Origin of the sequence: Lutibacter sp. (assembly GCF_046055765.1) — a bacterium.
GTDB lineage: Bacteria > Bacteroidota > Bacteroidia > Flavobacteriales > Flavobacteriaceae > Lutibacter.
The window spans coordinates 1-22757 of the sequence record NZ_JASFZF010000111.1; the positions used below are offsets into that span (position 1 = coordinate 1).

A 22757-nucleotide genomic window follows, 5' to 3' on the forward strand; every position below is an offset into this window, starting at 1 on the left:
TGAATTCATTTGTATTTTTTAGTTTAAGTCAAGTGCAATTTTAAATATATAATTTCTAAATTAAACTTTAAAGATTGGAAATAATCCAAAATATAAAAATTATTTAAAATTTCAATTAGGTAGTCGCTATAAATAAACGAGGTTTACAAATTTCTTTGAAACCCCGTTTATAATTATATGAAAAACAAAACTTAATTAAATACTTGGGTCAGCGGGAGTATTTGGATTATTCTCTCTCTCTATAGTTGGATAAGGGTAAAAATTTCTATTCCTTTCGTTAGTTGTATTTGTCGAAGTAGGAACAACAAAATTTGGGTGAAATCTTTTGCTATCCTCAAACCTCATTCCAGTTAAAAACAATTCAATACATCTATTTTTATAGATTTCTTCCAAAATATCACTTTGACTAGTTTCGTTACCTGTCCATGCAGGAAGGTTAGCATTAACACCTAATGGGTCATTATTCTTTTGTCTTACTAAGTTTAGTTGAATAACCGCATCGTCTAGTTGACTTTGTCTAGCATAAGCTTCTGCTTTGTTTAATAGCATTTCTCCGTTAAGGTATACTGGAATTGATGATGTGCTAGTATCAAAAAATCCTAGCATTTCACTTAATGCTTGTCCACCAGCATCTAAATTAGCGAAACCAGCATCGTTTCCTAAGTAGAAATCAACACGACCATCACCAGCTTCTGGGACATAAGCTCCTAATAAACCAAAGTTAGTTTGTGGGTTTAAGTCGGCAGAATTTACCGTGCGATTCCAAATAGGGTTTTGATTGTTAGCATCGTAAACCCACATTGAGCTAGTTGGATCGCTATCGTTCAATACAGCATTTGCAGCAGAAATTGATTCTGTATAATTACCTACCAATAAATAATATCTTGAAAGGAAAGCATTTACTGTTTTTTGTAAGTTCATTTCTGGCCACAGAACAGTTGATTTAAATTCATCTGACACAGGTGATGATGACATCACATCTCTAGCTTCTTCTAGCAATGAAATACAATTAGCTAATACAGCTGCTCTATCACTAAATACAGCTGCTCCATCTGCAGAATTATTAATAGGTACTTGTTCAAACATCTGAATAAGATAACCTAAACTCATTGCTTTAATTAGATTCCCATACGCTAAAACTCCACTTCTAGTACCTGCAGAAAGATCTACTTCATTTGCTCCGTCAATTAATGATTCAGCCATTCCTTTTGCTCTGATAATATTTACCCAGGGATTTGTGATACCCCCACTTTCGGAAGGTAATTCAGCCCCTCCTTTGGCTAATTCATTAATATTTAAAAAAGTATTGGTTACTCCTAATTCTCTAGTAGTAATTCCTGGAGCTTCTATAACTTGTCTTAATGCTGTTACAGAATAGTATTGTCTAATTCCAGTTGCTAATGCAAAAAGCCCTTCTTTTGTTCCTAAAACCACATCTTCTGTTGGGTTATTTGGATTTTCAAACTCGGTGTCGCAAGCAGTGAATAAACCACTGCTAATAAGCAAAGCACCTATGATTGTAAATATTTTTATATTTTTCATCTTATTATATTTTATATTTTAATACTTAAAATGTAGCTATTACACCAAATTTAATTACACTTGGTATTGGAACAAGTCCCATAATTCCTCCTCTAGCTCCATTGCTCTGTCCATCCATATTCACTTCTGGGTCATACCCTGAGAAATTATCTATAGAGAATAAATTACGTCCAGTTATGATAAATTTAACACTACTAACACCTTTTAAAGGGTTTTTTAATAAATAGGATGTTGAAACTTCTCGAAGCTTAATATAAGAACCATCTTCAATATAAGCCTCTGCAATACCAAACTTGGCAGCGCCAGTTCCTCTTACACTCTCTCCACTTAACTCACTAGCAGTAGCTGGTCCACCTCCAAAACGGTAGAACATACGTGTATCCCAACTTAAAACATCTACACCTTGTACAGCATCAAACTGCATTCTAAAAGAAAAATTCTTGTATTTAATCTCATTAGTTAATGACGCTATAAAGTCAGGATTTGGATCTCCTATTACTTTACTTAGAGATGATCCTGTTGGTTGACCAGATGCATCTCTTTCAGGCACTGGATTTCCATTTGCATCATAAGATCCTTTGTCTCTTTGAGGTAGTCCTCCAGGAGTTAAAAGTAAGCTTCCATCAGTGTTTCTTGCATAAAAACCTTGATAAAAAACACCTAAAGGCTCACCGTTTTTAGCAACTGAAAATCCAAAATTTCCAATTCCAAATTGTTCACCTTCAATGTCGTTCACTTCATTTTTATTAGTAGAATAAGTACCAGTAACTGACCAACTAAAATCTGCTGTTTGAATTGGCATTGCTGTAATCAATGCTTCAAAACCTTTATTAGTCATAGTCCCTATATTCTCAACTCTTGAACCAAAACCAGTTGAAGGAGATAATGTTCTTGCTAATAAAAGATCTTCAATGTCTTGCGTATAATATGTAAGTTCTATACCTACCTTATTATCAAACAATCCCATATCAATACCAAATTCTAATTCAGTTTGTCTTTCAGGTTTTAAATCAGCATTTCCTAATCTTGTAGGAGCAATTAAACCTGAAGATCCATCAATGCTTGTAGCTGAATAGTTTGATAATCGATCAAAAGGTCCTATAGCCGTTAGATTACCTGCTTGACCCCAAGCAGCTCTAACTTTAAAGCTATTAATTGAACTACCAAAACTATTTTTCCAAAAATCTTCTTCGGAAACTAAATAGGACATACTTGCTTTAGGATAAAATTGATTTCTTTCATCTTTACCAAATACTGAAGACCCATCTAATCTAATGGCTCCAGTAAGAAAAAGTTTATCACTCAAACCAAATGTTTGTTGTAAAAAACCACCCCAGAACGTTCTTTCACTTCTGCTTTCGTCAGTAGAAATTGATGCAGCCCCATCAGTAGTTTTAACTCCTAACGCCAAACCTTGCGCTGAAATAGAACGTAATAATGTTTTATCTGATTGCCAAGAAAATCCTACTGTTGTTGTAGATTTTATGTTATCGTTTAGGTCCTTGTTAAGTGAAGCATTTAAATCACTATTTAATTGTTTTGTGCTAATAGTTGTTGTTGCTGCTCTACCTGACGTTCTCGTATTAGTCCCAATTGGAATATAAGAATTTCCTATAGATTCAGAGTTATCATAACCAAGAATGTAATTTACTTTAAGCCCATCCATAGGTTTTAAACTAAGCTGAAAATCACTAATGGTTCTATTATTTTCTTGAGTATATTCAAAAGTTTCAATGTATTCCAAAATATTTGGATAGAACGTCATGTTTGGGTAATTACCATCTGCGTCTGGAGTTGGGTCTATTGTATTGTTTGTAAACAGTATGGTTGCTAATACACCAGCCGTATAACCTCCATTAGGTTGGTCATTACTTTTGCTTGTTGAAAAATAGGTACCAAACGAAGCTGACGCCCAATCATTGATAACTTGATTAATTCTAATTCTTCCACCTTCTCTTTCATAATCTGTACTTTTAAGTATACCATCATTTTTTAAATATGAGAATGAAGCAAAATAATTGGTGTCTTCTTTCCCTCCAGATATAGAAACGTAGTTATCTGTCCCTGTTGAGTTTTGAAACACCATATCCTGATAGTCATACCTTGTTGCAGGTACTGTAGTACCATCAGCAGCCCAATCTAAAGGCACTTGATTAAAGTCGCGTTTCTTTCTTAAAGAATTAAAATTTACACTACTAGAAACAGTAATAACTGGTTCTCCAGATTGACCTTTCTTTGTGAAAATCTGCACAACACCATTACTAGCTCTAGAACCATAAATTGCAGCAGCAGCAGCACCTTTTATTACTTCAATTCTATCAATGTCTTGTGGACTAATATCTGACAATCTATTTTGAGTAACACCTCTTGTGCCTAAGACATTGGTAGAATTGTTATTTACAATTACTCCATCAATAATGTACAAAGGATCTGAACTACCATTAACGGTACTGGCACTTCTTAATCGAACACTAATACCACCTGCTGGATCACCAGAATTTTGAGTTACTTGAACTCCGGCCAACTTTCCAGAAAGACCTCCTGTAATATCTACCGATCCAGATTCAGAAATTTCCAAACCTTTGATACTTGAAATAGTATTACCTAATTGTTTTTTTGCTGTCAGTGCTCCTGCACCAGTGATGACTATTTCATCTAACCCTAGAATATCTAAGTTCATAACAACATCATTCACTATTTCAGCATTAGCTCCCAAAGTAATTTTCACTTCTTTAGTTACTAAACCTAGCGATCTAAAAATAAGAATATAACTACCTGCGTTTAGGTTAGCCGTTAGAGTGTAATTACCATCAAAATCGGTAGTTTCACCCGTATTGGTGTTTTTAATTTGTACACTAACACCAGGAGCTGGTTCACCAATATTATCGGTTACATTACCTTTTAATGTATAGGAGGTCGTTTGTGCTTGTAAGGTAAGTCCCAACATCATAAGCACAAATAGACTACTCATAAATCGAAATCTCTTAATAAAAGAGAAGTTTTCATTTGTTTTGTTCATAAAAATGGATTTAAAATAATAATATATTATTCAAATGTAGTATTTATTTTTATACTATGTTAACAAATAGTTAAAAAAATGCAAATTTTATCATTTAAAAACGCATAAAAACGCATAAAAATAATTTTATGTAAGTGTTTTAAAGAATTGTAACCCCTTTTTCTTTAAAGGAATTAAATATTTGATCGCTTGGATTGGAGTCTGTTATAATGGTGTTTATTCTGTTAATTGGTGTAACAGGGTATCGTTTTATTTCGTTAATTTTATTGTTCGTACACAAAACTATTACTTTGGCGCTTGCTTCAATCATGCATTTTTTAATATGAGATACCTCCCAGTTAGGTTCTGTCATTCCATTGTTAACATTAATACCGCCAGTTCCCATAAAGCATAAATCAGCTCTTAATTGAGAAATTGAAGAGACTACGTCGAGTCCAACAGTAACTTGTGCAGGTTTATTTAATTTTCCACCAATAAATATTATTTCTATAGAAGGGTGTTCTGTTAATTGAAGAGCTATTGGTAAACTATAGGTGTATATTGTTGCATTAATATCTGAAGGGATAATTTTAGCTAATTGTAAATTAGTGGTACTACCACTCATTATAATAACTTGACCGTCTTTAATTAGGTTGACCGCTTTTTTAGCAATGCTATTTTTTTCTTTTAAGTTGTGGCTACTTCTTTCTTCATAAGAAGGTGCTATGGTGTCTTTTGGTAAAGCGCCTCCATGAACCTTTTTAATTAGGCCTTTTGCTGAAAGTTCATTAAGATCTCTTCTTATGGTATCTTCAGAAACATTTAATTCAATACTTAGGTCAGAGGATAAAACCTTTCTATTTAATTTAACTTGATCTAGTATATGGTGATGTCTTTCTTCTTTTAGCATATTACAAGTTTTATTTAATGTAATAATATTTACAAATATGCGAATTATTTTAATTATAAATTTAAAATTCACCTAATTAATTAGGTAATGTCTGCAGTTTTGTAGCTGAATTCCAACTTAGAATTAGTGTTAACAGACGCAAATATAATTTAAAAACGCATAAAACAGAAGAAAACAGCAAATATATATATTATTTTAAGTGTTTTATTGTAATTTTGTTGTTTTAAATTCAAAATTTATATCAATGAAAACTAAATTAATAGAGAATTCAAAAAGTATTAGATACGAAGAAGCTGGTAAGTTTGAGGAAACGAGATTTGAAAAAATACATAATGTATTAGTTTTAAATTCTAAAGAGGGATCAGCTAGAGTAGCTAAAGAAATTTCTGAGTTAATTATTAATAAGCAAGCGAAAAATCAGCAGTGTATTTTGGGTTTGGCAACTGGGTCGTCTCCAATAAAAGTTTACGAAGAATTGGTGAGAATGCATAAAGAAGAAGGCTTAAGTTTTGTAAATGTTGTCACTTTTAATTTAGATGAATATTACCCTATGACTAAAGGTAATATTCAAAGTTATTATTACTTTATGCATGAGCATTTATTTAATCATGTTGATATATTACCCGAAAATATTCATATACCTGACGGAACTGTATCTATTGATGAATTACATCAATATTGTATAGATTATGAGAAAGCAATAGAAGAAAAAGGAGGAATTGATTTACAACTATTAGGTATTGGTAGAACCGGGCATATTGGTTTTAATGAGCCGGGTTCTCATTTTAATTCAGAAACAAGGAGTATCATTTTAGATTATATAACAAAAGTTGATGCAGCACCTTCATTTTTAGGTATTGATAATGTTCCTAAAAAAGCCATTACTATGGGTATTAGGACTGTAAGAAAAGCTAAGAGAATAATTTTAATGGCTTGGGGGCAGAATAAAGCTTCAATAATTAAAAAAACTATAGAGGGAGACATTTCTTCAAAAGTGCCAGCAACTTATTTGCAACATCATAATAATACAACATTTATTTTAGATGTTGAAGCTGCATCAGATTTAACAAGAATTAATACGCCTTGGTTAGTTGGTCCTTGTGTTTGGGACGAGAAATTAAGTAGTAAGGCTATAATTTGGTTGTGTCAAAAAACAGGAAAATCAATATTAAAATTAATTGATGAAGATTATAATGATAACGGTATGTCTAGTTTATTAGCTGACAAAGGATCTTCATATGATTTAAATATTAAAATGTTTAATAAAGTACAGCATACAATTACAGGTTGGCCAGGAGGTAAACCTAATGCTGATGATACTTCAAGACCAGAAAGAGCTAATCCTGCGATAAAAAGAGTATTAATTTTCAGTCCACATCCAGATGATGATGTAATATCAATGGGAGGAACTTTTGATAGATTGGTAGAGCAAGGACATGAGGTGCATATAGCTTATCAAACATCTGGGAACATCGCAGTATCTAATCATGAAGCTCTTAAGTTTGCTGAAGTTACAAAAGGTATGAGGTGTAATAATGATAATGGTTTAATGAAAAAAATAGTAGACGATATTAAATCTAAAAAAGAGAATGCAATTGATAGTCTTGATGTTAGAAAATTAAAAGGAATTATTCGTCAGTGTGAATCTTTAGCAGCGACTAGATATTTAGGAGTTTCAGATGATAATGTACATTTTTTAAATCTACCATTTTATGAAACAGGAAGTATCAAAAAGAACCCGCTTGGAGAGGGAGATGTTAAAATAATGTGTGCTATTATTGAAGAAATTAAGCCGCATCAAATTTATGCAGCAGGAGATTTAGCGGATCCACATGGAACACATAGAGTTAGTTTAGACGCACTATTTGAAGCATTGAAAATTTTAAAACCAAAATCATTTATGAATGATTGTTGGCTGTGGTTATATAGAGGAGCTTGGCAAGAGTGGGATATTAATGAAATAGATATGGCAGTTCCAATGAGTCCAGATCAAGTTTTAAAAAAGAGGAAAGCTATATTTTTCCATCAATCTCAAAAAGATGGTGTCATGTTTCAGGGAAATGATATTAGAGAGTTTTGGATGAGAGCAGAAGATAGAAATAATAAAACAGCTAAAAAATATAAAGAGTTAGGTTTAGCTGATTATGCAGCAATGGAAGCTTTTGTTAGATGGCATTATTAATTTTTACAACTAATATTTTGTGATAAGTGAAGTTTATATCTTTAAATTATTATTTATATGATAATTGAAAGGGTTATGTATTTAGAGATACTTTAATAATAAAGTGAGCTTTGTAAAATTAAATAACTAGTTACTATTTTTTAAACCGTTACATTCATTTGTGGCGGTTTTTATTTGTACTCTAATTAACTACCCTTTTAAAATGAAAAAACCCGTAATTACTTAATTAAAAGCGTGTTACGAGTTTGTTTCTGTGGTACCTCCAGGAATCGAACCAGGGACACAAGGATTTTCAGTCCTTTGCTCTACCAACTGAGCTAAGGTACCATTGCCTTAGCGGATGCAAATATAAATGTATTTTTTATACATATCAAAACTATTTTTAAAAAATCTGTTGTATTTTTGAACTCCTTAATAAATATGTATGAACTTAGTAATAGATGTAGGTAATACAGGAATTAAAATTGCTATTTTTAAGAATAGTAAATTAATTCATAATGAAAGCATTAACAAAGAAAATTTTGTAAATGAAGTAAGTGAACTTATAGAAAAATTTAAATGTGCTAATGCAATAATTTCTTCAGTTGGGTTGCTAAAAAAATCTCAAATATCTAAATTAAAGTCTAAAATTAACTTAGTTGAGTTAAATTCATCAACAAAAGTGCCATTTAAAAATATGTATTTAACGCCAAAAACGCTAGGTGTTGATAGAATTGCATTAGTTGCTGCAGCAATTTCAAAATTTACAAATAAAAATGTTTTAATTATAGACGCAGGAACTTGTATAACGTATGATTTTGTAGATAAAGAGGGCTGTTATTATGGCGGTGCAATTTCACCAGGAATTAAAATACGCTATAAATCTTTACATACATTTACAAATAATTTACCGCTTTTAGAATCAAAATACGCAACTCAATTTCTTGGAAATTCTACTGAAACGTGTATAAATGCAGGAGTTGTTCATGGTGTTATAGGTGAAATTGATAGTTTCATTAATCAGTATAAAGAAAAAAATAAAGATTTAACAGTAGTTTTAACAGGAGGAGATACAAATTTCTTGTCAAATAGATTAAAAAATAGCATATTTGCCAATCCGTTTTTTTTAATGGAAGGACTAAACACAATTTTGACTTATAATTTAAATAAATGATAAAAAAAATAATAGTAGTAGTAATAACGCTATTTGTATCAGTCAGTAGTTTTGCTCAAAAGAACAATACTTCGGCTTATTCTTTTTTTGGCATTGGAGATAAAAATAATATAAATACCGTTGAGCAATTAAGCATGGGTGGAATTGGCGTTGCATTAACTGATGTATACCATCTAAATTTTTCAAACCCTGCTTCAGCAGCTTCATTGTCATTTACAACGTACTCGCTAGCAATTGAAAATATTAACACCAGTGTACAAGATGGTAATGATAAACAAAGTGCAGCAACTACATATCTATCCTACTTAGCATTAGGAGTGCCAATTGGTGAAAAAGCGGGTTTATCTTTTGGATTGTTACCAAATTCTTCAGTTGGATATTCATTAGTTTCAAATATTTTTGATACCGAAGATGTTTTAACGGAAGCAACACTATATGAGGGAGAAGGGGGAACAAATAAAGTTTTTTTGAACTTTGGTTACAAACTATTTAAAGGACTTAGTGTAGGTTTGCAAGGAAATTATATTTTTGGTAAAATAGAAAATAGTATTGTTAACCAAACAGCAGATGATATATTAGCTACAAAATATGAAACTGTTTCTAATGTAAAAGGTTTTTCTGCAAATTTAGGATTTCAATACGAAACTAAATTAACTTCTAAATTAGATTTAAATTTAGGAGCAAGTTTTGATTTAAGTAATACTATTGAAACCAAAGGGAATGAGTATTTATATTCAGTATCATTGAGTTCTTTTGAATCTCCAAGAGATACTATTTTAAAAGCAAATAGTGTTGGAGAATTAAAATCTCCATTAAAAACAACACTAGGAGTTGGTATTGGACAAAAGAACAAATGGTTTGCAGGTATAGATTATAGTTTTCAAAATGCGTTAGAATTAGAAGGAAGCGTTTTTAATAGTTACTCTAAAATAGCGTATGATAATTATAGTAAAATAGCAGTTGGAGGATTTTATACCCCAAAATACAATTCTATTTCAAATTATTGGGAAAGAGTTACTTATAGAGCAGGTTTAAAATTTGAGAAAACAGGGTTATTAGTTGATGCTATTGGAAATGGAGCTAATTTTACTGCGGTTGATGATTTTGGCATATCTTTTGGAGTAGGATTACCATTGACTCAACAATTATCAAATATGAATCTTGGATTTGAGTTTGGTAAAAGAGGAAAAACAAATAATGGTTTAGTTGAAGAAAACTACTATAATTTTAGGTTGAGTTTTTCATTAAACGATAAATGGTTCAAAAAAGTAGAAATATTTTAAATTAAAACGAATACGATGATGAGAAAAGCAAAACAAATTTTAGCACTGTTATTATTTATAACATCTGCTCCAGTAGTTTTTTCGCAAGCTGATGCTGATTGTAATATCAAATACAATTTATTTAAAGGGGATTATCAAGCAAAAAAGTACGATGTAGCTTATGAAAATTGGATGTGGTGCATGGACAATTGCCCAACACTTTCAGTAAACATATATAAGTATGGTATTAAAATAGCTGAGTATAAATTAGATCACGCTTCTGCAAGTGAAAAATCAGCAGCAGTAGATTTGGTAATGAGAGTTTATAACCAAAGGTTAGAACATAAGTTTAAAAATGACAACCCAGCTAAAATATATGATAAGATAGCCACTTTTAAAGCTTCTCAAGGAGCTTCAGAAGAAGAAGTGTATGGATTGATTGAAAAGACATTTAAAATGGATCCAACTTCAGTCTCTCCTAAAAACATGTACAAATATTTTGATATTATTTTAAAGAAAAATAAAGACACAAATCCTCAATTAGTTTTTGACACTTATGATGAGGTAGGTGAAGGAGTTGAAATAAAACGTGAAGCGTATTCTAAAAAAATTGAAGCAATTAATGCAAAAGATTCACTTACTTTAAGTAAAAAAGACAAGAAACACAGAACAATTTATCAGCATATATTAATTAATTTAACAATTGTTGAAACTAGTTTAGATGCTAAATTAACAGAAATTTCTACTTGTGAAAATTTGATTCCATTGTATAAAAAATATTTTGATGAGAAACAGAATGATGGTGTTTGGTTAAAAAGAGCAGTGTCTAGAATGTTTAATAAAGAATGTACAGATGACCCTTTTTACGACACCTTAGTTGAAGCTTATGTAAAAGCAGATCCATCACCACAAGCATCAGTATTTTATGCAGGTATTTTAATGAAAAATGGTGAAACTAATAAAGCAATGGATTATTTTAAGCAAGCTGTTGACCAAGAATCTGACTCTTATAAAAAAGCAGGGTATTTATTAAGAATCTCTCAAATTTTAAGTAAAAAAGGTAGAAAAAGTGAAGCTAGAACGTATGCTTATAGAGCTTTAAAAAATGCACCAACTATGGGAAAAGCTTATTTAATAATTGCAGGAATGTATGCTTCAAGCGCTAACTCTTGTGGAACAGATGTAGTTTCCAAAAGAATGGTATATGTAGCAGCTTTAAATAAAGCACTTAAAGCAAAATCTATAGATCCAAGTATAAGTCGTTTAGCAAATAGATATATAAAATCATATACTCACAATTTACCTTCTAAAAAAGATTTATTTGTAGCAGGTATTTCAGCAGGGTCAGTTCATAAAATTGGTTGTTGGATTGGAGAAACTGTTAGAGTTAGATCAAAAGATTAGATTTAAAACAGTATAATTGATATATTTGTTGAATGACAAAATCAGTTGTAAATAAAATTAAAAGCATTGCCACAATATTAACAGTAGCAATGCTTTTTTCATGTACTAATGATGCAAAAGAAGTACGCGATTTTTTAGCTGATAAAAACTTACCAATTGGTGAAGCATATAATATTAATCATATACACACAGATTCTGGTTGGGTTAATATAAAAATGAAAGCTCCGGTAATGTTAGATTTTGGAAATAGAACTATGCACCCATATTCCGAATTCCCAAAAGGTGTTAAAATCACTTCAATAAAAAAAAATGGAGATTCAATAACTGTAGAGGGAGATTATGCTAAAAGTTATACTAAAACTGAAATTTCTGAAATAAAAAATAATGTTGTTATTTATAATTATGCCCAACACAGTAAATTAGAAACAACGCAAATATACTGGGATCAAAAATCTCATTATTATTTTACCGAAAAGAAATTTACATTTTATACATTAACAGATACTATTAGAGGTGTTGGATTTGAAGCTTCAGAAGATTTAAAAAATTGGTGGGTAAAAAACCAAAGCGGTGTTATTAATATTAAAGAATAGACAATGCAAAAAATTTGGAAAATATTTGAATATGGTTATTTAATTATAGCAATTGTATTTATTATTGAAACTGTAATTAATTGGAGTGAAGGAAATAAAGAAAAATCGTATCTATTTTTAGGATTCTCTGTATTAGCTATTTTTATGTATTTTTTTAGAAAACGATATAGAAAACGTTTTGAAAATAGAAACAACTAATTAATGGAAATTCAAATTGCTGTTATATTAATCTCTATTTTATTATCCGCTTTTTTTTCGGGTATGGAGATTGCGTATGTTTCCGCAAATAAATTTCAAGTTGAATTAGAAAAAAAGAAAGAAGGTTTTATATCAAAAATAGTAAGTAAATTAACTTCAAAACCTTCTAAATTTATTACCACAATGCTTGTAGGTAATAACATTTCCTTAGTGATTTATACTTTTTTTATGGGTGGGCTTATAATTAAATTATTACCAATTGCGGGGTTAAATGAGTTTACCAAACTATTAATACAAACAATAATCTCAACACTAATAATTTTAATAATTGCCGAGTTTTTACCAAAAGCCATTTTTAGAATTTATGCTAACGAAACACTTCTAATTTTTGCACCACTTGCCTATTTCTTTTATCTAATTTTCCATTTAATTACAAGTTTTATAACTTTAATTTCTGATTTCTTTTTAAAGATATTTTTCAATTCTTCAAAAATTATTCAGCAAACTGAATTTAGCAAAGAAGAGCTAGGTAATTATATTACAAAACAACTTGAAAATGCAAAAGATAGTGAAGAAGTTGATTCTGAAATTCAAATTTTTCAAAACGCACTAGAGTTTGATAATGTAAAATCGCGTGAAATTATGATTCCACGCACAGAAATTGTAGCCGTAGATATCAATGAAAATATTAAAAATTTAAAAGAACTATTTATTGAAACAGGTTATTCTAAAATATTAGTATATCGAGGTTCTTTAGACGATGTTTTAGGGTACGCACACGCATTTGAACTATTTAAAAACCCCAAAACAATACGTTCTATTCTTTTGCCGGTAGAGTTTGTGCCTGAAAGTATGAGGATAAACAATGTTTTAAATATTTTAATCAAAAAAAAGAAAAGTCTTTCGGTAGTATTAGACGAGTTTGGCGGTACATCAGGTATTATAACTGTTGAAGATATTGTTGAAGAATTGTTTGGAGAAATAATAGATGAACATGATACCGTTAAACTGTTAGAAGATAAAATTAATGATAGAGAATTTAAATTTTCTGCACGTTTAGAAGTTGATTATTTAAATGAAACTTACGATTTAGGTTTGGAAAAAGATGAAGCTTATGAAACACTTGGAGGTTTTATTGTATATCAGAATGAAGATATACCAAAGCAAGATGAAGTGATAGAGGTTAACAATATTTATTTTAAAATGCTGAAGGTAGATTCTTCTAAAATTAAAGAAGTTTATGTAAAAATTTTAGATAAAGTAGATTAATTATAATTATAACTAAAAATAACACTCTTTTCCTATTTAATTATAAGTGTTTCACTTTCATAATTAAATACTAAATTGTATTTTCGCACACTGTAATAAAAGAAAACTAAAATGGCAATATTATCAAAAATTAGAGATCGTTCAATGTTCCTAATCCTAATAGTAGGTTTAGCGCTTTTTTCATTTGTATTGAATCCAAGATCGATTCAAAAATTTTTCAACTCAAGTAAGTCAAATTCTATAGGTCAAGTTAATGGAGAAGATATTGGTAGAGAAGAATTTGCACAACAAGTAGAAACTTATAAATCAAAAAGTGGAGGTAGAGCAACTCAAATGCAAGCAGTAAATGCTGTTTGGAATAGCATATTGGGTGAAAAAATATTTCAATCTCAATTAGAAAAAGCTGGTATTGTTGTTGGTGAAAAAGATATTTGGGAAGCAATGGTAGCATTGCCTGAAATTCAAAACTCACCACTATTTAAAAATGAAATTAATCTTTTTGACGAAGAAAAATTAAAAGAATATATTGCTAACATGAAGGACGAGGCCGATGCAGGAAATACTAAAGCTTGGACAAATTGGCTAGCAACTGAAAAAAGCATTAAGCAAAACTTAGAGCGTCAGGCATATTCTTCGTTAGTAGCAGTTGGTTTAGGAGCTTCTTTGGAAGAAGGTAAGAGAGATTATATTTTTGATAATACAAAAATGGATGCAAAATATGTTTTTGTACCATATTCAACAATTCCAGATAGCTTAGGCTATGTTTCAAAAGGAGAGATTAAAGAGTACATAAGTGAAAATTCTAAACGATTTAAGCCTGAAGCAACACGTTCTTTAAAATATGTAAAATTTGATATTGTGCCTTCTGAAAAAGATGATGCTGAAGTAAAAAGTATAGTTGAAGGTTTTATTACTGATAGAGAAGAGTATAGTAATGCTGCAAAAAATACGGTTAAAATTGCAGGATTGAAAAACACAACAGATTATGAGGCTTTTATAAATGATAATAAATCTGATTTAGCTATAGATAATAGTTATAAATTTAAAAATCAACTTCCTGCAACTATTTCAACTACTATTTTTGAAGCTTCTGTTGGAGATGTTGTTGGTGCGTATAAAGATAATGGTTACTACAAAATTTCTAAGATTATAGAAACACGTAAATTACCAGATTCCGTAAAATCTAGTCATATTATTGTGCCTTATGCAGGAACAACAAGATCTACTTCAACTAGAACTAGAGAAGAAGCTAAGAAAACAATTGATAGCATTTTTGCATTAGTTAAGCATAACAAAGCTAAGTTTACTCAAATTGCCAATAAAATTAATACGGATGGTACAAAAGGTAAAGGTGGTGATATTGGTTGGGTAAGAAAAGACCAAGCATTTTCTCCAGGATTTGATAAAGATTTTGCAAATTTCATTTATAAAAATAAAGCAGGTAGTATTGATGTTGTAGAAACGGCATTTGGCTTCCATATTATTAGAATAGATGAACAAACTAAATATCAAGATGTTGTTAAATTAGTAACTTTTGCTAGAGTTATTGAAGCTTCAGAAGAAACTGAAAATACTATTTTTGAACAAGCTGAAACGTTGGCTTCAAACTTATCTGAAGGTAAAAAAATAGATGATTTAGCTACAGAATCTAACTATAAAGTAAAATCTGCAGTAAATTTAAAAGGGTTGGCTGAAAGTATTCCAGGATTAAATAACCAACGTCAAATTGTAAAATGGGCGTTTAATAGCGAAAGAGAGTTAAATGATTCAAAACGTTTTGATGTAGATGTAGCAGGAAAAAGAGGATATGCAGTTGTTGTTGTAAATGGAATGACTGAAGAGGGTGGAGTAGTTATTAGTTCTGATATTTTATTAAATATTCGTCCAGAATTAATAAATAAGAAAAAAGCAGCGTTAATTAAAAAAACAATGAAAGGTGCAACTTTAGAAGAAATTGCAAAAAATACAAGTACTACAATTCGAACTACATCTCAAGTTACTTTATCAAGCCCTTTACTTTCAGGTGTAGGAAATGAACCAGCAATTGTAGGTGCAATTTCAACATTAAAATTAAATGAAGTTTCTGATAAAATTGAAGGTGCTAAAGGTGTGTTTGTTGTAGTAGTTACTAAACGAGAGCCATCTGTTGAATTAGAAAATTATGAGACCTTCCGTAATAAAAAAGTAACAATGTTAAAAGGTAGAAGTTATCAACTATACCAAGCATTGCAAGACGCTGCTGAGGTAATAGATAATAGAAGTAAATTTTACTAGAATAAAATAAATAAAAAAGTCATTTTGTAATACTGGCTTTTATATAAGTCTAAAAACTCGATCAATTTAAACTGATCGAGTTTTTAGATTTATACGTTTAAAATTGTACTATATTCAATTAATTAGTACAATTATCAGGAATTGTAATTAGATAAATACAAAAAAGCGAACCAGATTAATGACTCGCTTTTTAAAAGTATGATTTGTAGTAGTAAATTAACTATAAACTATCCGTTCATAGAAATCAAAAATTCCTCATTTGAAGTTGAATATTGAATTTTATCTTTAATAAATTCCATTGCTTCTACCGGATTCATATCAGCTAAATACTTTCTAAGTACCCACATACGTTTCACTGTTTTTGGATCTAATAATAAATCATCTCTACGAGTACTAGATTTAACAAGGTCAATTGCAGGGTATATTCTTCGATTAGAAATATTACGTTCTAATTGAAGTTCCATATTACCAGTTCCTTTAAATTCTTCAAAAATTACTTCATCCATTTTTGAGCCTGTTTCAGTTAAAGCAGTAGCAATAATTGTAAGGGAACCGCCATTTTCTATATTACGTGCAGCGCCAAAGAAACGTTTTGGTTTGTGAAGTGCATTTGCATCAATACCACCCGATAAAATTTTACCTGATGCTGGAGCTACGGTATTGTAAGCTCTTGCCAAACGAGTAATAGAATCTAATAAAATAACAACATCGTGCCCACATTCAACCAATCGTTTTGCTTTTTCTAAAACTATATTGGCCACTTTTACGTGTTTATCTGCAGGTTCATCAAAAGTTGAAGCAACAACTTCACCTTTTACACTACGTTGCATATCAGTTACCTCTTCAGGTCTTTCATCAATTAATAAAATAATTTGATAAACTTCAGGATGGTTAGATGCTATTGAATTAGCAATATCCTTAAGTAACATTGTTTTACCAGTTTTTGGTTGAGAAACAATCATTCCTCTTTGTCCTTTTCCTATAGGAGAAAACAAGTCCATAATTCTTGTAGAAAGTGTACTTCCTTTTCCAGCTAAATTAAATTTTTCGTCAGGAAATAAAGGTGTTAAATGTTCAAATGATACTCTATCTCTTACAATATTTGGATTTAAACCATTTATTTTAGATACACGTATTAGTGGAAAATATTTTTCACCTTCTTTTGGAGGTCTAACAATACCTTTTACAGTATCTCCGGTTTTTAAACCAAATAATTTAACTTGTGATTGTGATAAATAGATATCATCTGGTGATGATAGGTAGTTGTAATCGGAAGATCGTAAAAAACCATAACCATCAGGCATCATTTCTAAGACACCTTCACTTTCAATGATACCATCAAATTCATAATCTGGATTTCTATAACGGTTAGCATTATTAGTGTGTTGCCCTTTGTTATTGTCTCTTGGTTGAGGTCTTGGTTTGAGTTGTTGTTTAGGAGAATTAGGTTGATTAGTCTGCTTAGGTGGATTTTGATGTTTAGCTTGATTTGGTTTATTGGGCGTTTTAGCTTCTTGGTGTTTAACTTCTTGATGTTTAACTTCTTGGTGTTTAGTTTCAGTTTTTTCAACCTCACGTTTAGGATTTGGTCTATTAACTTCAGGTCTTTTAATTGGCTTTATTTCTCTTTTCTGTTCTTTTTTTACTACAGGTTTTGTATCTAAAGCTAGTTCTTTCTGAGTATTTTCAGGAGTACTAACGTTGTTTTCTTTTGTAGTATTACGTTTTTTTACAATTCTCTTTCTTTTAGGTTTTTCACTATTAGAAGGAGTTACTGTTTTTGTGATTTTTGAGGGAGTTGCAGCTTGGATGTCTAATATTAAATAAACTAGGTCTAATTTTTTTAATTGACTGAATTTTTTTGCTCCAATAGTTTTTGCTATTTCTTGTAGTTCTACAAGTGTTTTCTCCTTTAGTTGGGAAATTTCTAACATTATGTTAATTTGTGATTATTATTTATGTATAAATACGATCTTGAATATTCTATAAAGAATTTTATTGTGAATTGAACTTTAGTGGTGATTAGTCGTTTCAGTTGTAGTTTCCTTATAGGATTAACTGTAAGGATATTGCAAATATATAAAATTATTTTATATAACTAATCTTTTATTCTTTAAAAAGAAAACGTACTTTTGCTACCCGTTATTATAAAAGTATGATTCAAAGAATACAATCAATTTATTTATTAATTGCAACGTTACTATCTGGAGGTTTGATTTTTATATTAAATTTATGGGTAGATGTGCAAGGAAATAAATTTTTTGTAATGGATTCCTTTAACACAGATATTACATTATTAAAAGTAATGGCCGTTTTGTTTTTTGTATCTGCTATTTTAACATTTGTTACAATTTTTCAATTTAAGAAAAGGCAATTGCAATTTGTGTTAGGGCGTTTATCAATTTTGACCAATTTTATTATAATAGGTATAGTTGTATATTTTTCGCAAAACTTATCTGGAGAAATTAACGTTTCTGAGAAGGGTATTGGGTTGTTCATTCCAATTTTATCAATCGTATTTGTTGTGATAGCAAATAAGGCAATTAAAAAGGATGAAGAACTTGTAAAATCTGTTGATAGATTGCGATAACCTTTTATCTTAGTATATTAAGTGCAGAAAAACCATTTCAATTTTTATTGAAATGGTTTTTTATTTTCTTTGTTCTAATTCAATAACTTCTAAATTGGTTATTTTATCTTCATTAATTTCAAAACGAAGCATTGTACGTACGGTATGAAAACCGTGTTTCCCTGCTGCTCCAGGATTCATATGCAATAAATTTAATTTTTTATCAAACATTACTTTTAAAATGTGTGAATGTCCGCTAATAAAAAGTTGAGGTGGATTTTTTAAGAGTTCATTTTTAACTCTCAAATCGTATTTGTATGGATAACCACCAATATGAGTTATCCATACAGAAACTTTTTCAATTGTAAACTTATTGTTTAATGGAAATTCAGATCTTATGGAAGCACTATCTATATTTCCATAAACAGCACGTAAAGGTTTCAACTTTTTAATACTATCGGTAACTTCAATAGAACCAATATCACCAGCGTGCCAAACTTCATCAGCTTGCTTAATAAATTTCAATATTTGATCATCAATATAGCTATGTGTATCAGAAAGTAATACTATTTTTTTCATGTGTAGGTTAAATTCTTAAATAACAAATATGATGTATATTTGCAGTCGTACAAAAATAACATTTCAATTGAGATATTTTATTGAATTATCATATAAAGGAACAAATTATCATGGTTGGCAAGTACAACCAGATTCAATTAGTATACAGGAATTCGTAAATAAAGCTTTTTCAACTATTTTTAGAAAGCAAATTGAGGTTGTTGGAGCTGGCAGAACCGATACTGGTGTGCATGCAGAACAATTATTTGCACATGTAGATTTAGAAAATGAAATTAATACAAGTGCTATTATTTATAAGTTGAATTCAATTTTGCCAAATGATATAGTTATCGAAAATATTTCTAAAGTTACAGATGATGCTCATGCACGTTTTGATGCAACTAATAGAAGTTATGAATATCGTATTTTTTTAGGTAGAAACCCATTTTTATTGGATACAACTTGGCAACTTAATAACAAAAAGTTAAATGTTGTTAAAATGAATGAGGCGTCTGAAATTTTGCTAACTTACACTAACTTTAAGTGTTTTTCTAGAACTAATTCTAATGTTAATACTTACAATTGTGACGTTAGAAGAGCAGAATGGATTCAAACAGATAGAATACTTACATTTTATGTAACAGCTGATCGATTTTTAAGAAATATGGTAAGAGCAATTGTAGGAACTTTATTAGATGTAGGTACAGAAAAAATTTCACTAGAAGAATTTAAACAAATAATTGAAAGTAAAAATAGGTGTAATGCTGGTACTTCAGCTCCTGCTAAAGGGTTGTTTTTAACACAGGTTACTTATTCAAAAACAATTTTTATACATGAGTAAAAAGGTTTCAGGAAAAGCTTTTGACGCAAAAATATTTAAGCGTCTAATGAGTTTTGCTACAAAATATCGTAATCAGTTTTTTGTGGGCATAATATCGGCTATTTTATTATCATTAGTAGCAATAGCAAAACCTATTCTGTTACAAGAAATTGTAAACACTTATTTTGAAAATAAAGATAAAGTTGGGCTTTTAAACTATTCATTATTAATGATTGTTTTTTTGTTAGCTGAAGTTTTTATGCAATTTATTTTTATTTATAAAGTAAATTGGTTAGGCCAACACATTATAAAAGATATTAGAGTGAAATTGCAAAAGCATATGTTGCAATTTAAAATGGCTTATTTTGATAACTCATCTGTAGGTAAATTAGTAACTAGATTAGTTTCTGATACTGAAACTATAGCTCAATTTTTTGGGCAAGGTTTATTTATGATAGTAAGTGATTTGCTAAAAATGTTAATAGTTGCAATTGTAATGTTGTGGATGAATTGGAAATTAGCTTTAATAGCTTTTATAATACTTCCAATATTAATTTATGCTACAAAAGTATTTCAAATAGCCATAAAATCGGCTTTTCAAGAAGTTAGAACTCAAGTGGCAAATTTAAACGGATTTGTACAAGAGCGAGTGACAGGAATGAATATTGTTCAACTGTTTAATAGAGAAAAAATTGAATATGAAAATTTCGTAAAAATTAATGAAAAACATAAAAATGCACATATAAAAACAGTTTGGTATTACTCAATTTTCTTTCCTATTGCTGAAATTTTATCGTCAATAGCCGTTGGTTTATTGGTTTGGTATGGAGGTTTAGATATTGTAAATTTGGGAGGTACAAATGCAGGACAAATTATAGCATTTATTATGATGTCTCAAATGTTGTTTAGACCCTTGCGTCAAATTGCAGATAAATTTAATACGCTTCAAATGGGAATGGTTGCGGGCGACCGAGTTTTTGAAGTGTTAGATACACATAGTCAAATTGATAAAACAGGAAAAATTGAAGCAACTCACTTTAAAGGAGACATTTCTTTTAAAAATGTACACTTTAGTTATATTGAAGGAGAAGAGGTTTTAAAAGGAATTTCGTTTACTGTTAAAGCTGGTGAAACCGTTGCAATTGTTGGTGCTACAGGAGCTGGAAAATCTACTATTATAAATCTGGTAAATCGTTTTTATGAAATTAATAATGGAGAAATATGTGTTGATAATTATAACGTTAATAAGTATACGCTATCTTCATTAAGAAATCAAATAGCTGTTGTTTTACAAGATGTATTTTTGTTTTCTGATTCAATTTTTAATAATATAATTTTAAGTAATGCTGAAATTACTTTAGATGAGGTAAAAAATGCGGCTAAAGAAATAGGAATTCATGAGTTTATTATGAGCTTACCAGGTAACTATTATTATAATGTAAAAGAAAGAGGAGCTATGTTATCTTCGGGGCAGCGACAATTAATAGCTTTTTTACGTGCTTATGTTAGTAATCCAAGTGTGTTAATTTTAGACGAAGCTACATCGTCAATAGATTCATATTCAGAAAAACTAATTCAAAATGCTACAGATAAAATAACAAAGCACCAAACTTCCATAATTATTGCACATAGATTAACTACCGTTAAAAAAGCCGATAGGATAATTGTAATGGATAAAGGTGAAATTGTTGAGCAAGGTTCACATGTAGAATTATTAAGTAAAGACGGTTACTATAAAACACTTTATAATATGCAATTTGTAAGTGAGGTTGCTTAATTATTGTTTTTTGAAGTAGTATAACGTGAGTTCGACATAACTAAAAAAGAGGACTTTAAAGCAATATTGTCATTCCTTCGAAGGCAGGAATCCAACACGAACTTTCAATAGACTTCTGCCTTAGCAGGAATGACTGTGTTTTTTAAAAAAATCATCTTATTAATGTACAACGGTTCTGAAGAAATATTAAACAATTAACTACAAAACATTTTAAAAGTAAGGATTATCCTCACTTTAGTGTGGTAAAACCGTAAACCTTTAAAAAACAGCATAAAAAGGCAATAAAATTTCGCCAAGTTTTTATTTTATTTTATAAATTTAACTTAAGAAAAGATTATAATCCCTAACCTGTAAATTGCTTATATGAAAATTAAATAATTGCTATAATTTCCCTTTTTTTAGTATTAAAAGTTATTTCTGTGTGGTTGCTGAGCGGAGTTAAAGCAAACCAGCCTACGGCAGGCAGGGGCAGGAATCTCATTCGTATTTACAGAAGTATAGTTGCTAAGCAGGATAAAAGTAAAAAAAACGCTGTTTGTAAAATTTTAAGAACACAATACGCAAATAAAATAAGCACAATTAATATAAAAAATAATACAAAATTATGAAAAAAAATAAATTGCTTAATGGACTACTATTACTTTTAGGAGTAATAACATTTACTTTAAACTCATGCAGTAATGAAGGAATCTATGAACAGCCATCTGCAATCATTCCTGAAAATCAAATTTCAAGTGGAATTGAAATAACAGAAGATGTTGCAAAAGAAGTGGCTCTAAATTTTTATAATAAAACATATAATTCGAGGAATTACTTGAAAAATAGCAATAACAAATCAACTATTGCTCAATCGGCTAAAGTTCAATCAACTGAGACTATCAAAGATTTCAATAATCAAATTGCTATTTATTCTGTAAATATTGAGCCTTACGGGTTTGTATTAGTGTCTTCAAACACTAAAAACGTTCCAATTGTTGCCCATTCAGAAACTGGAACTTTTGAATTTAATGAAAATTCTCCTGATGGTCTTAAAAGTTGGATAGCCGAAAATATTGTTTTCAATGATATTTTAGAAGCACGAGAACCTATAGAAGAAGTTGAGCAACAATGGGACGCCGTAATGCCATTACCTGATGATGGAGATACTAATCCAGATAATAATGGTGAAGGAGGAAGTGGTGACGACTCAAGTTCAGATAAGATATATAGCTATACGGTAAATGAACAAGTTGGTCCTTTAATGCAAAC

17 protein-coding genes and 1 tRNA gene are annotated in these 22757 nt (G+C 30.1%); 12 read left to right on the forward strand and 6 right to left on the reverse strand.

Annotated elements, in window-relative coordinates; all coding sequences use genetic code 11:
- Positions 1-195: 195 nt before the first annotated feature.
- The 3 genes from QM495_RS10710 to QM495_RS10720 form a co-directional block, all read right to left on the reverse strand.
- Positions 196-1542 (reverse strand): RagB/SusD family nutrient uptake outer membrane protein, encoded by a 1347-nt coding sequence (locus tag QM495_RS10710; RefSeq protein ID WP_408672102.1) that lies wholly within the window; start codon positions 1540-1542, stop codon positions 196-198.
- 25 nt (positions 1543-1567) lie between these two features.
- The gene (locus QM495_RS10715; protein WP_408672103.1) at positions 1568-4561 is read right to left on the reverse strand and encodes a SusC/RagA family TonB-linked outer membrane protein; all 2994 of its coding nucleotides are present in this window, start codon (positions 4559-4561) and stop codon (positions 1568-1570) included.
- Positions 4562-4700: 139 nt separating this feature from the next.
- Entirely contained in the window at positions 4701-5450 is a 750-nt protein-coding gene (locus QM495_RS10720) for a DeoR/GlpR family DNA-binding transcription regulator (RefSeq protein WP_408672104.1), read from the reverse strand.
- Positions 5451-5694: 244 nt separating this feature from the next.
- Between QM495_RS10720 and nagB the strand changes: the two genes are divergently transcribed.
- Positions 5695-7632 (forward strand): glucosamine-6-phosphate deaminase, encoded by a 1938-nt coding sequence (gene nagB / locus QM495_RS10725; protein ID WP_408672105.1) that lies wholly within the window; start codon positions 5695-5697, stop codon positions 7630-7632.
- A gap of 254 nt (positions 7633-7886) precedes the next feature.
- Here the strand turns inward: nagB and QM495_RS10730 are convergent.
- A tRNA-Phe gene (locus QM495_RS10730) sits at positions 7887-7959 on the reverse strand.
- A gap of 97 nt (positions 7960-8056) precedes the next feature.
- Between QM495_RS10730 and QM495_RS10735 the strand changes: the two genes are divergently transcribed.
- From QM495_RS10735 to QM495_RS10765, 7 genes are all read left to right on the forward strand, one after another.
- Positions 8057-8785 carry a type III pantothenate kinase gene (locus tag QM495_RS10735; protein ID WP_408672106.1) on the forward strand — a complete coding sequence of 243 codons (729 nt, stop codon included), beginning with the start codon at positions 8057-8059 and terminating at the stop codon, positions 8783-8785.
- Positions 8782-10068: a hypothetical protein gene (locus tag QM495_RS10740; RefSeq protein ID WP_408672107.1), complete on the forward strand. Its 1287-nt coding sequence runs from the start codon at positions 8782-8784 to the stop codon at positions 10066-10068. The genes QM495_RS10735 and QM495_RS10740 overlap by 4 nt, the downstream gene beginning before the upstream one ends.
- A gap of 15 nt (positions 10069-10083) precedes the next feature.
- A complete protein-coding gene (locus QM495_RS10745; RefSeq protein WP_408672108.1) occupies positions 10084-11451 on the forward strand; it encodes a tetratricopeptide repeat protein in 1368 nt (455 codons plus the stop codon).
- A 32-nt stretch (positions 11452-11483) separates the two neighbouring features.
- Positions 11484-12044, forward strand: coding sequence for an LPS export ABC transporter periplasmic protein LptC (gene lptC, locus QM495_RS10750; protein ID WP_408672109.1), 561 nt, complete (start codon positions 11484-11486; stop codon positions 12042-12044).
- A gap of 3 nt (positions 12045-12047) precedes the next feature.
- Complete coding sequence (locus tag QM495_RS10755) at positions 12048-12242, forward strand: hypothetical protein (RefSeq protein WP_408672110.1); 195 nt, start codon at positions 12048-12050, stop codon at positions 12240-12242.
- Positions 12243-12245: 3 nt separating this feature from the next.
- Complete coding sequence (locus QM495_RS10760) at positions 12246-13511, forward strand: hemolysin family protein (RefSeq protein WP_408672111.1); 1266 nt, start codon at positions 12246-12248, stop codon at positions 13509-13511.
- 111 nt (positions 13512-13622) lie between these two features.
- Entirely contained in the window at positions 13623-15785 is a 2163-nt protein-coding gene (locus tag QM495_RS10765) for a peptidylprolyl isomerase (protein WP_408672112.1), read from the forward strand.
- A 227-nt stretch (positions 15786-16012) separates the two neighbouring features.
- Here QM495_RS10765 and rho read toward each other — a convergent pair whose 3' ends face one another.
- Positions 16013-17719, reverse strand: coding sequence for a transcription termination factor Rho (gene rho / locus QM495_RS10770; RefSeq protein WP_408672113.1), 1707 nt, complete (start codon positions 17717-17719; stop codon positions 16013-16015).
- Between the two features lie 221 nt (positions 17720-17940).
- On the opposite strand from rho, the gene QM495_RS10775 reads away from it, so the two are divergent.
- Complete coding sequence (locus tag QM495_RS10775; protein WP_408672114.1) at positions 17941-18375, forward strand: DUF4293 domain-containing protein; 435 nt, start codon at positions 17941-17943, stop codon at positions 18373-18375.
- Between the two features lie 60 nt (positions 18376-18435).
- On the opposite strand, the gene QM495_RS10780 is transcribed toward QM495_RS10775, so the two are convergent.
- Complete coding sequence (locus QM495_RS10780) at positions 18436-18933, reverse strand: metallophosphoesterase family protein (protein WP_408672115.1); 498 nt, start codon at positions 18931-18933, stop codon at positions 18436-18438.
- A 28-nt stretch (positions 18934-18961) separates the two neighbouring features.
- Here QM495_RS10780 and truA point away from each other — a divergent pair, with 28 nt between their 5' ends.
- The 3 genes from truA to QM495_RS10795 all read left to right on the forward strand — a co-directional run.
- Positions 18962-19753: a tRNA pseudouridine(38-40) synthase TruA gene (gene truA, locus QM495_RS10785; protein ID WP_408672116.1), complete on the forward strand. Its 792-nt coding sequence runs from the start codon at positions 18962-18964 to the stop codon at positions 19751-19753.
- Complete coding sequence (locus tag QM495_RS10790) at positions 19746-21509, forward strand: ABC transporter ATP-binding protein (RefSeq protein ID WP_408672117.1); 1764 nt, start codon at positions 19746-19748, stop codon at positions 21507-21509. The genes truA and QM495_RS10790 overlap by 8 nt, the downstream gene beginning before the upstream one ends.
- Positions 21510-22113: 604 nt before the next feature.
- Positions 22114-22757 (forward strand): Spi family protease inhibitor (locus QM495_RS10795; RefSeq protein ID WP_408672118.1); only part of this gene is annotated, 644 nt, incomplete at its 3' end.

What these genes read in the sequence shown, in the direction of transcription:
- QM495_RS10710 (WP_408672102.1), bottom strand. Translation starts at nt 1,542, where the DNA reads ATGAAAAATATAAAAATATTTACAATCATAGGTGCTTTGCTTATTAGC.
- QM495_RS10715 (WP_408672103.1), bottom strand. Translation starts at nt 4,561, where the DNA reads ATGAACAAAACAAATGAAAACTTCTCTTTTATTAAGAGATTTCGATTT.
- QM495_RS10720 (WP_408672104.1), bottom strand. Translation starts at nt 5,450, where the DNA reads ATGCTAAAAGAAGAAAGACATCACCATATACTAGATCAAGTTAAATTA.
- nagB (WP_408672105.1), top strand. Translation starts at nt 5,695, where the DNA reads ATGAAAACTAAATTAATAGAGAATTCAAAAAGTATTAGATACGAAGAA.
- QM495_RS10735 (WP_408672106.1), top strand. Translation starts at nt 8,057, where the DNA reads ATGAACTTAGTAATAGATGTAGGTAATACAGGAATTAAAATTGCTATT.
- QM495_RS10740 (WP_408672107.1), top strand. Translation starts at nt 8,782, where the DNA reads ATGATAAAAAAAATAATAGTAGTAGTAATAACGCTATTTGTATCAGTC.
- QM495_RS10745 (WP_408672108.1), top strand. Translation starts at nt 10,084, where the DNA reads ATGATGAGAAAAGCAAAACAAATTTTAGCACTGTTATTATTTATAACA.
- lptC (WP_408672109.1), top strand. Translation starts at nt 11,484, where the DNA reads ATGACAAAATCAGTTGTAAATAAAATTAAAAGCATTGCCACAATATTA.
- QM495_RS10755 (WP_408672110.1), top strand. Translation starts at nt 12,048, where the DNA reads ATGCAAAAAATTTGGAAAATATTTGAATATGGTTATTTAATTATAGCA.
- QM495_RS10760 (WP_408672111.1), top strand. Translation starts at nt 12,246, where the DNA reads ATGGAAATTCAAATTGCTGTTATATTAATCTCTATTTTATTATCCGCT.
- QM495_RS10765 (WP_408672112.1), top strand. Translation starts at nt 13,623, where the DNA reads ATGGCAATATTATCAAAAATTAGAGATCGTTCAATGTTCCTAATCCTA.
- rho (WP_408672113.1), bottom strand. Translation starts at nt 17,719, where the DNA reads ATGTTAGAAATTTCCCAACTAAAGGAGAAAACACTTGTAGAACTACAA.
- QM495_RS10775 (WP_408672114.1), top strand. Translation starts at nt 17,941, where the DNA reads ATGATTCAAAGAATACAATCAATTTATTTATTAATTGCAACGTTACTA.
- QM495_RS10780 (WP_408672115.1), bottom strand. Translation starts at nt 18,933, where the DNA reads ATGAAAAAAATAGTATTACTTTCTGATACACATAGCTATATTGATGAT.
- truA (WP_408672116.1), top strand. Translation starts at nt 18,962, where the DNA reads ATGATGTATATTTGCAGTCGTACAAAAATAACATTTCAATTGAGATAT.
- QM495_RS10790 (WP_408672117.1), top strand. Translation starts at nt 19,746, where the DNA reads ATGAGTAAAAAGGTTTCAGGAAAAGCTTTTGACGCAAAAATATTTAAG.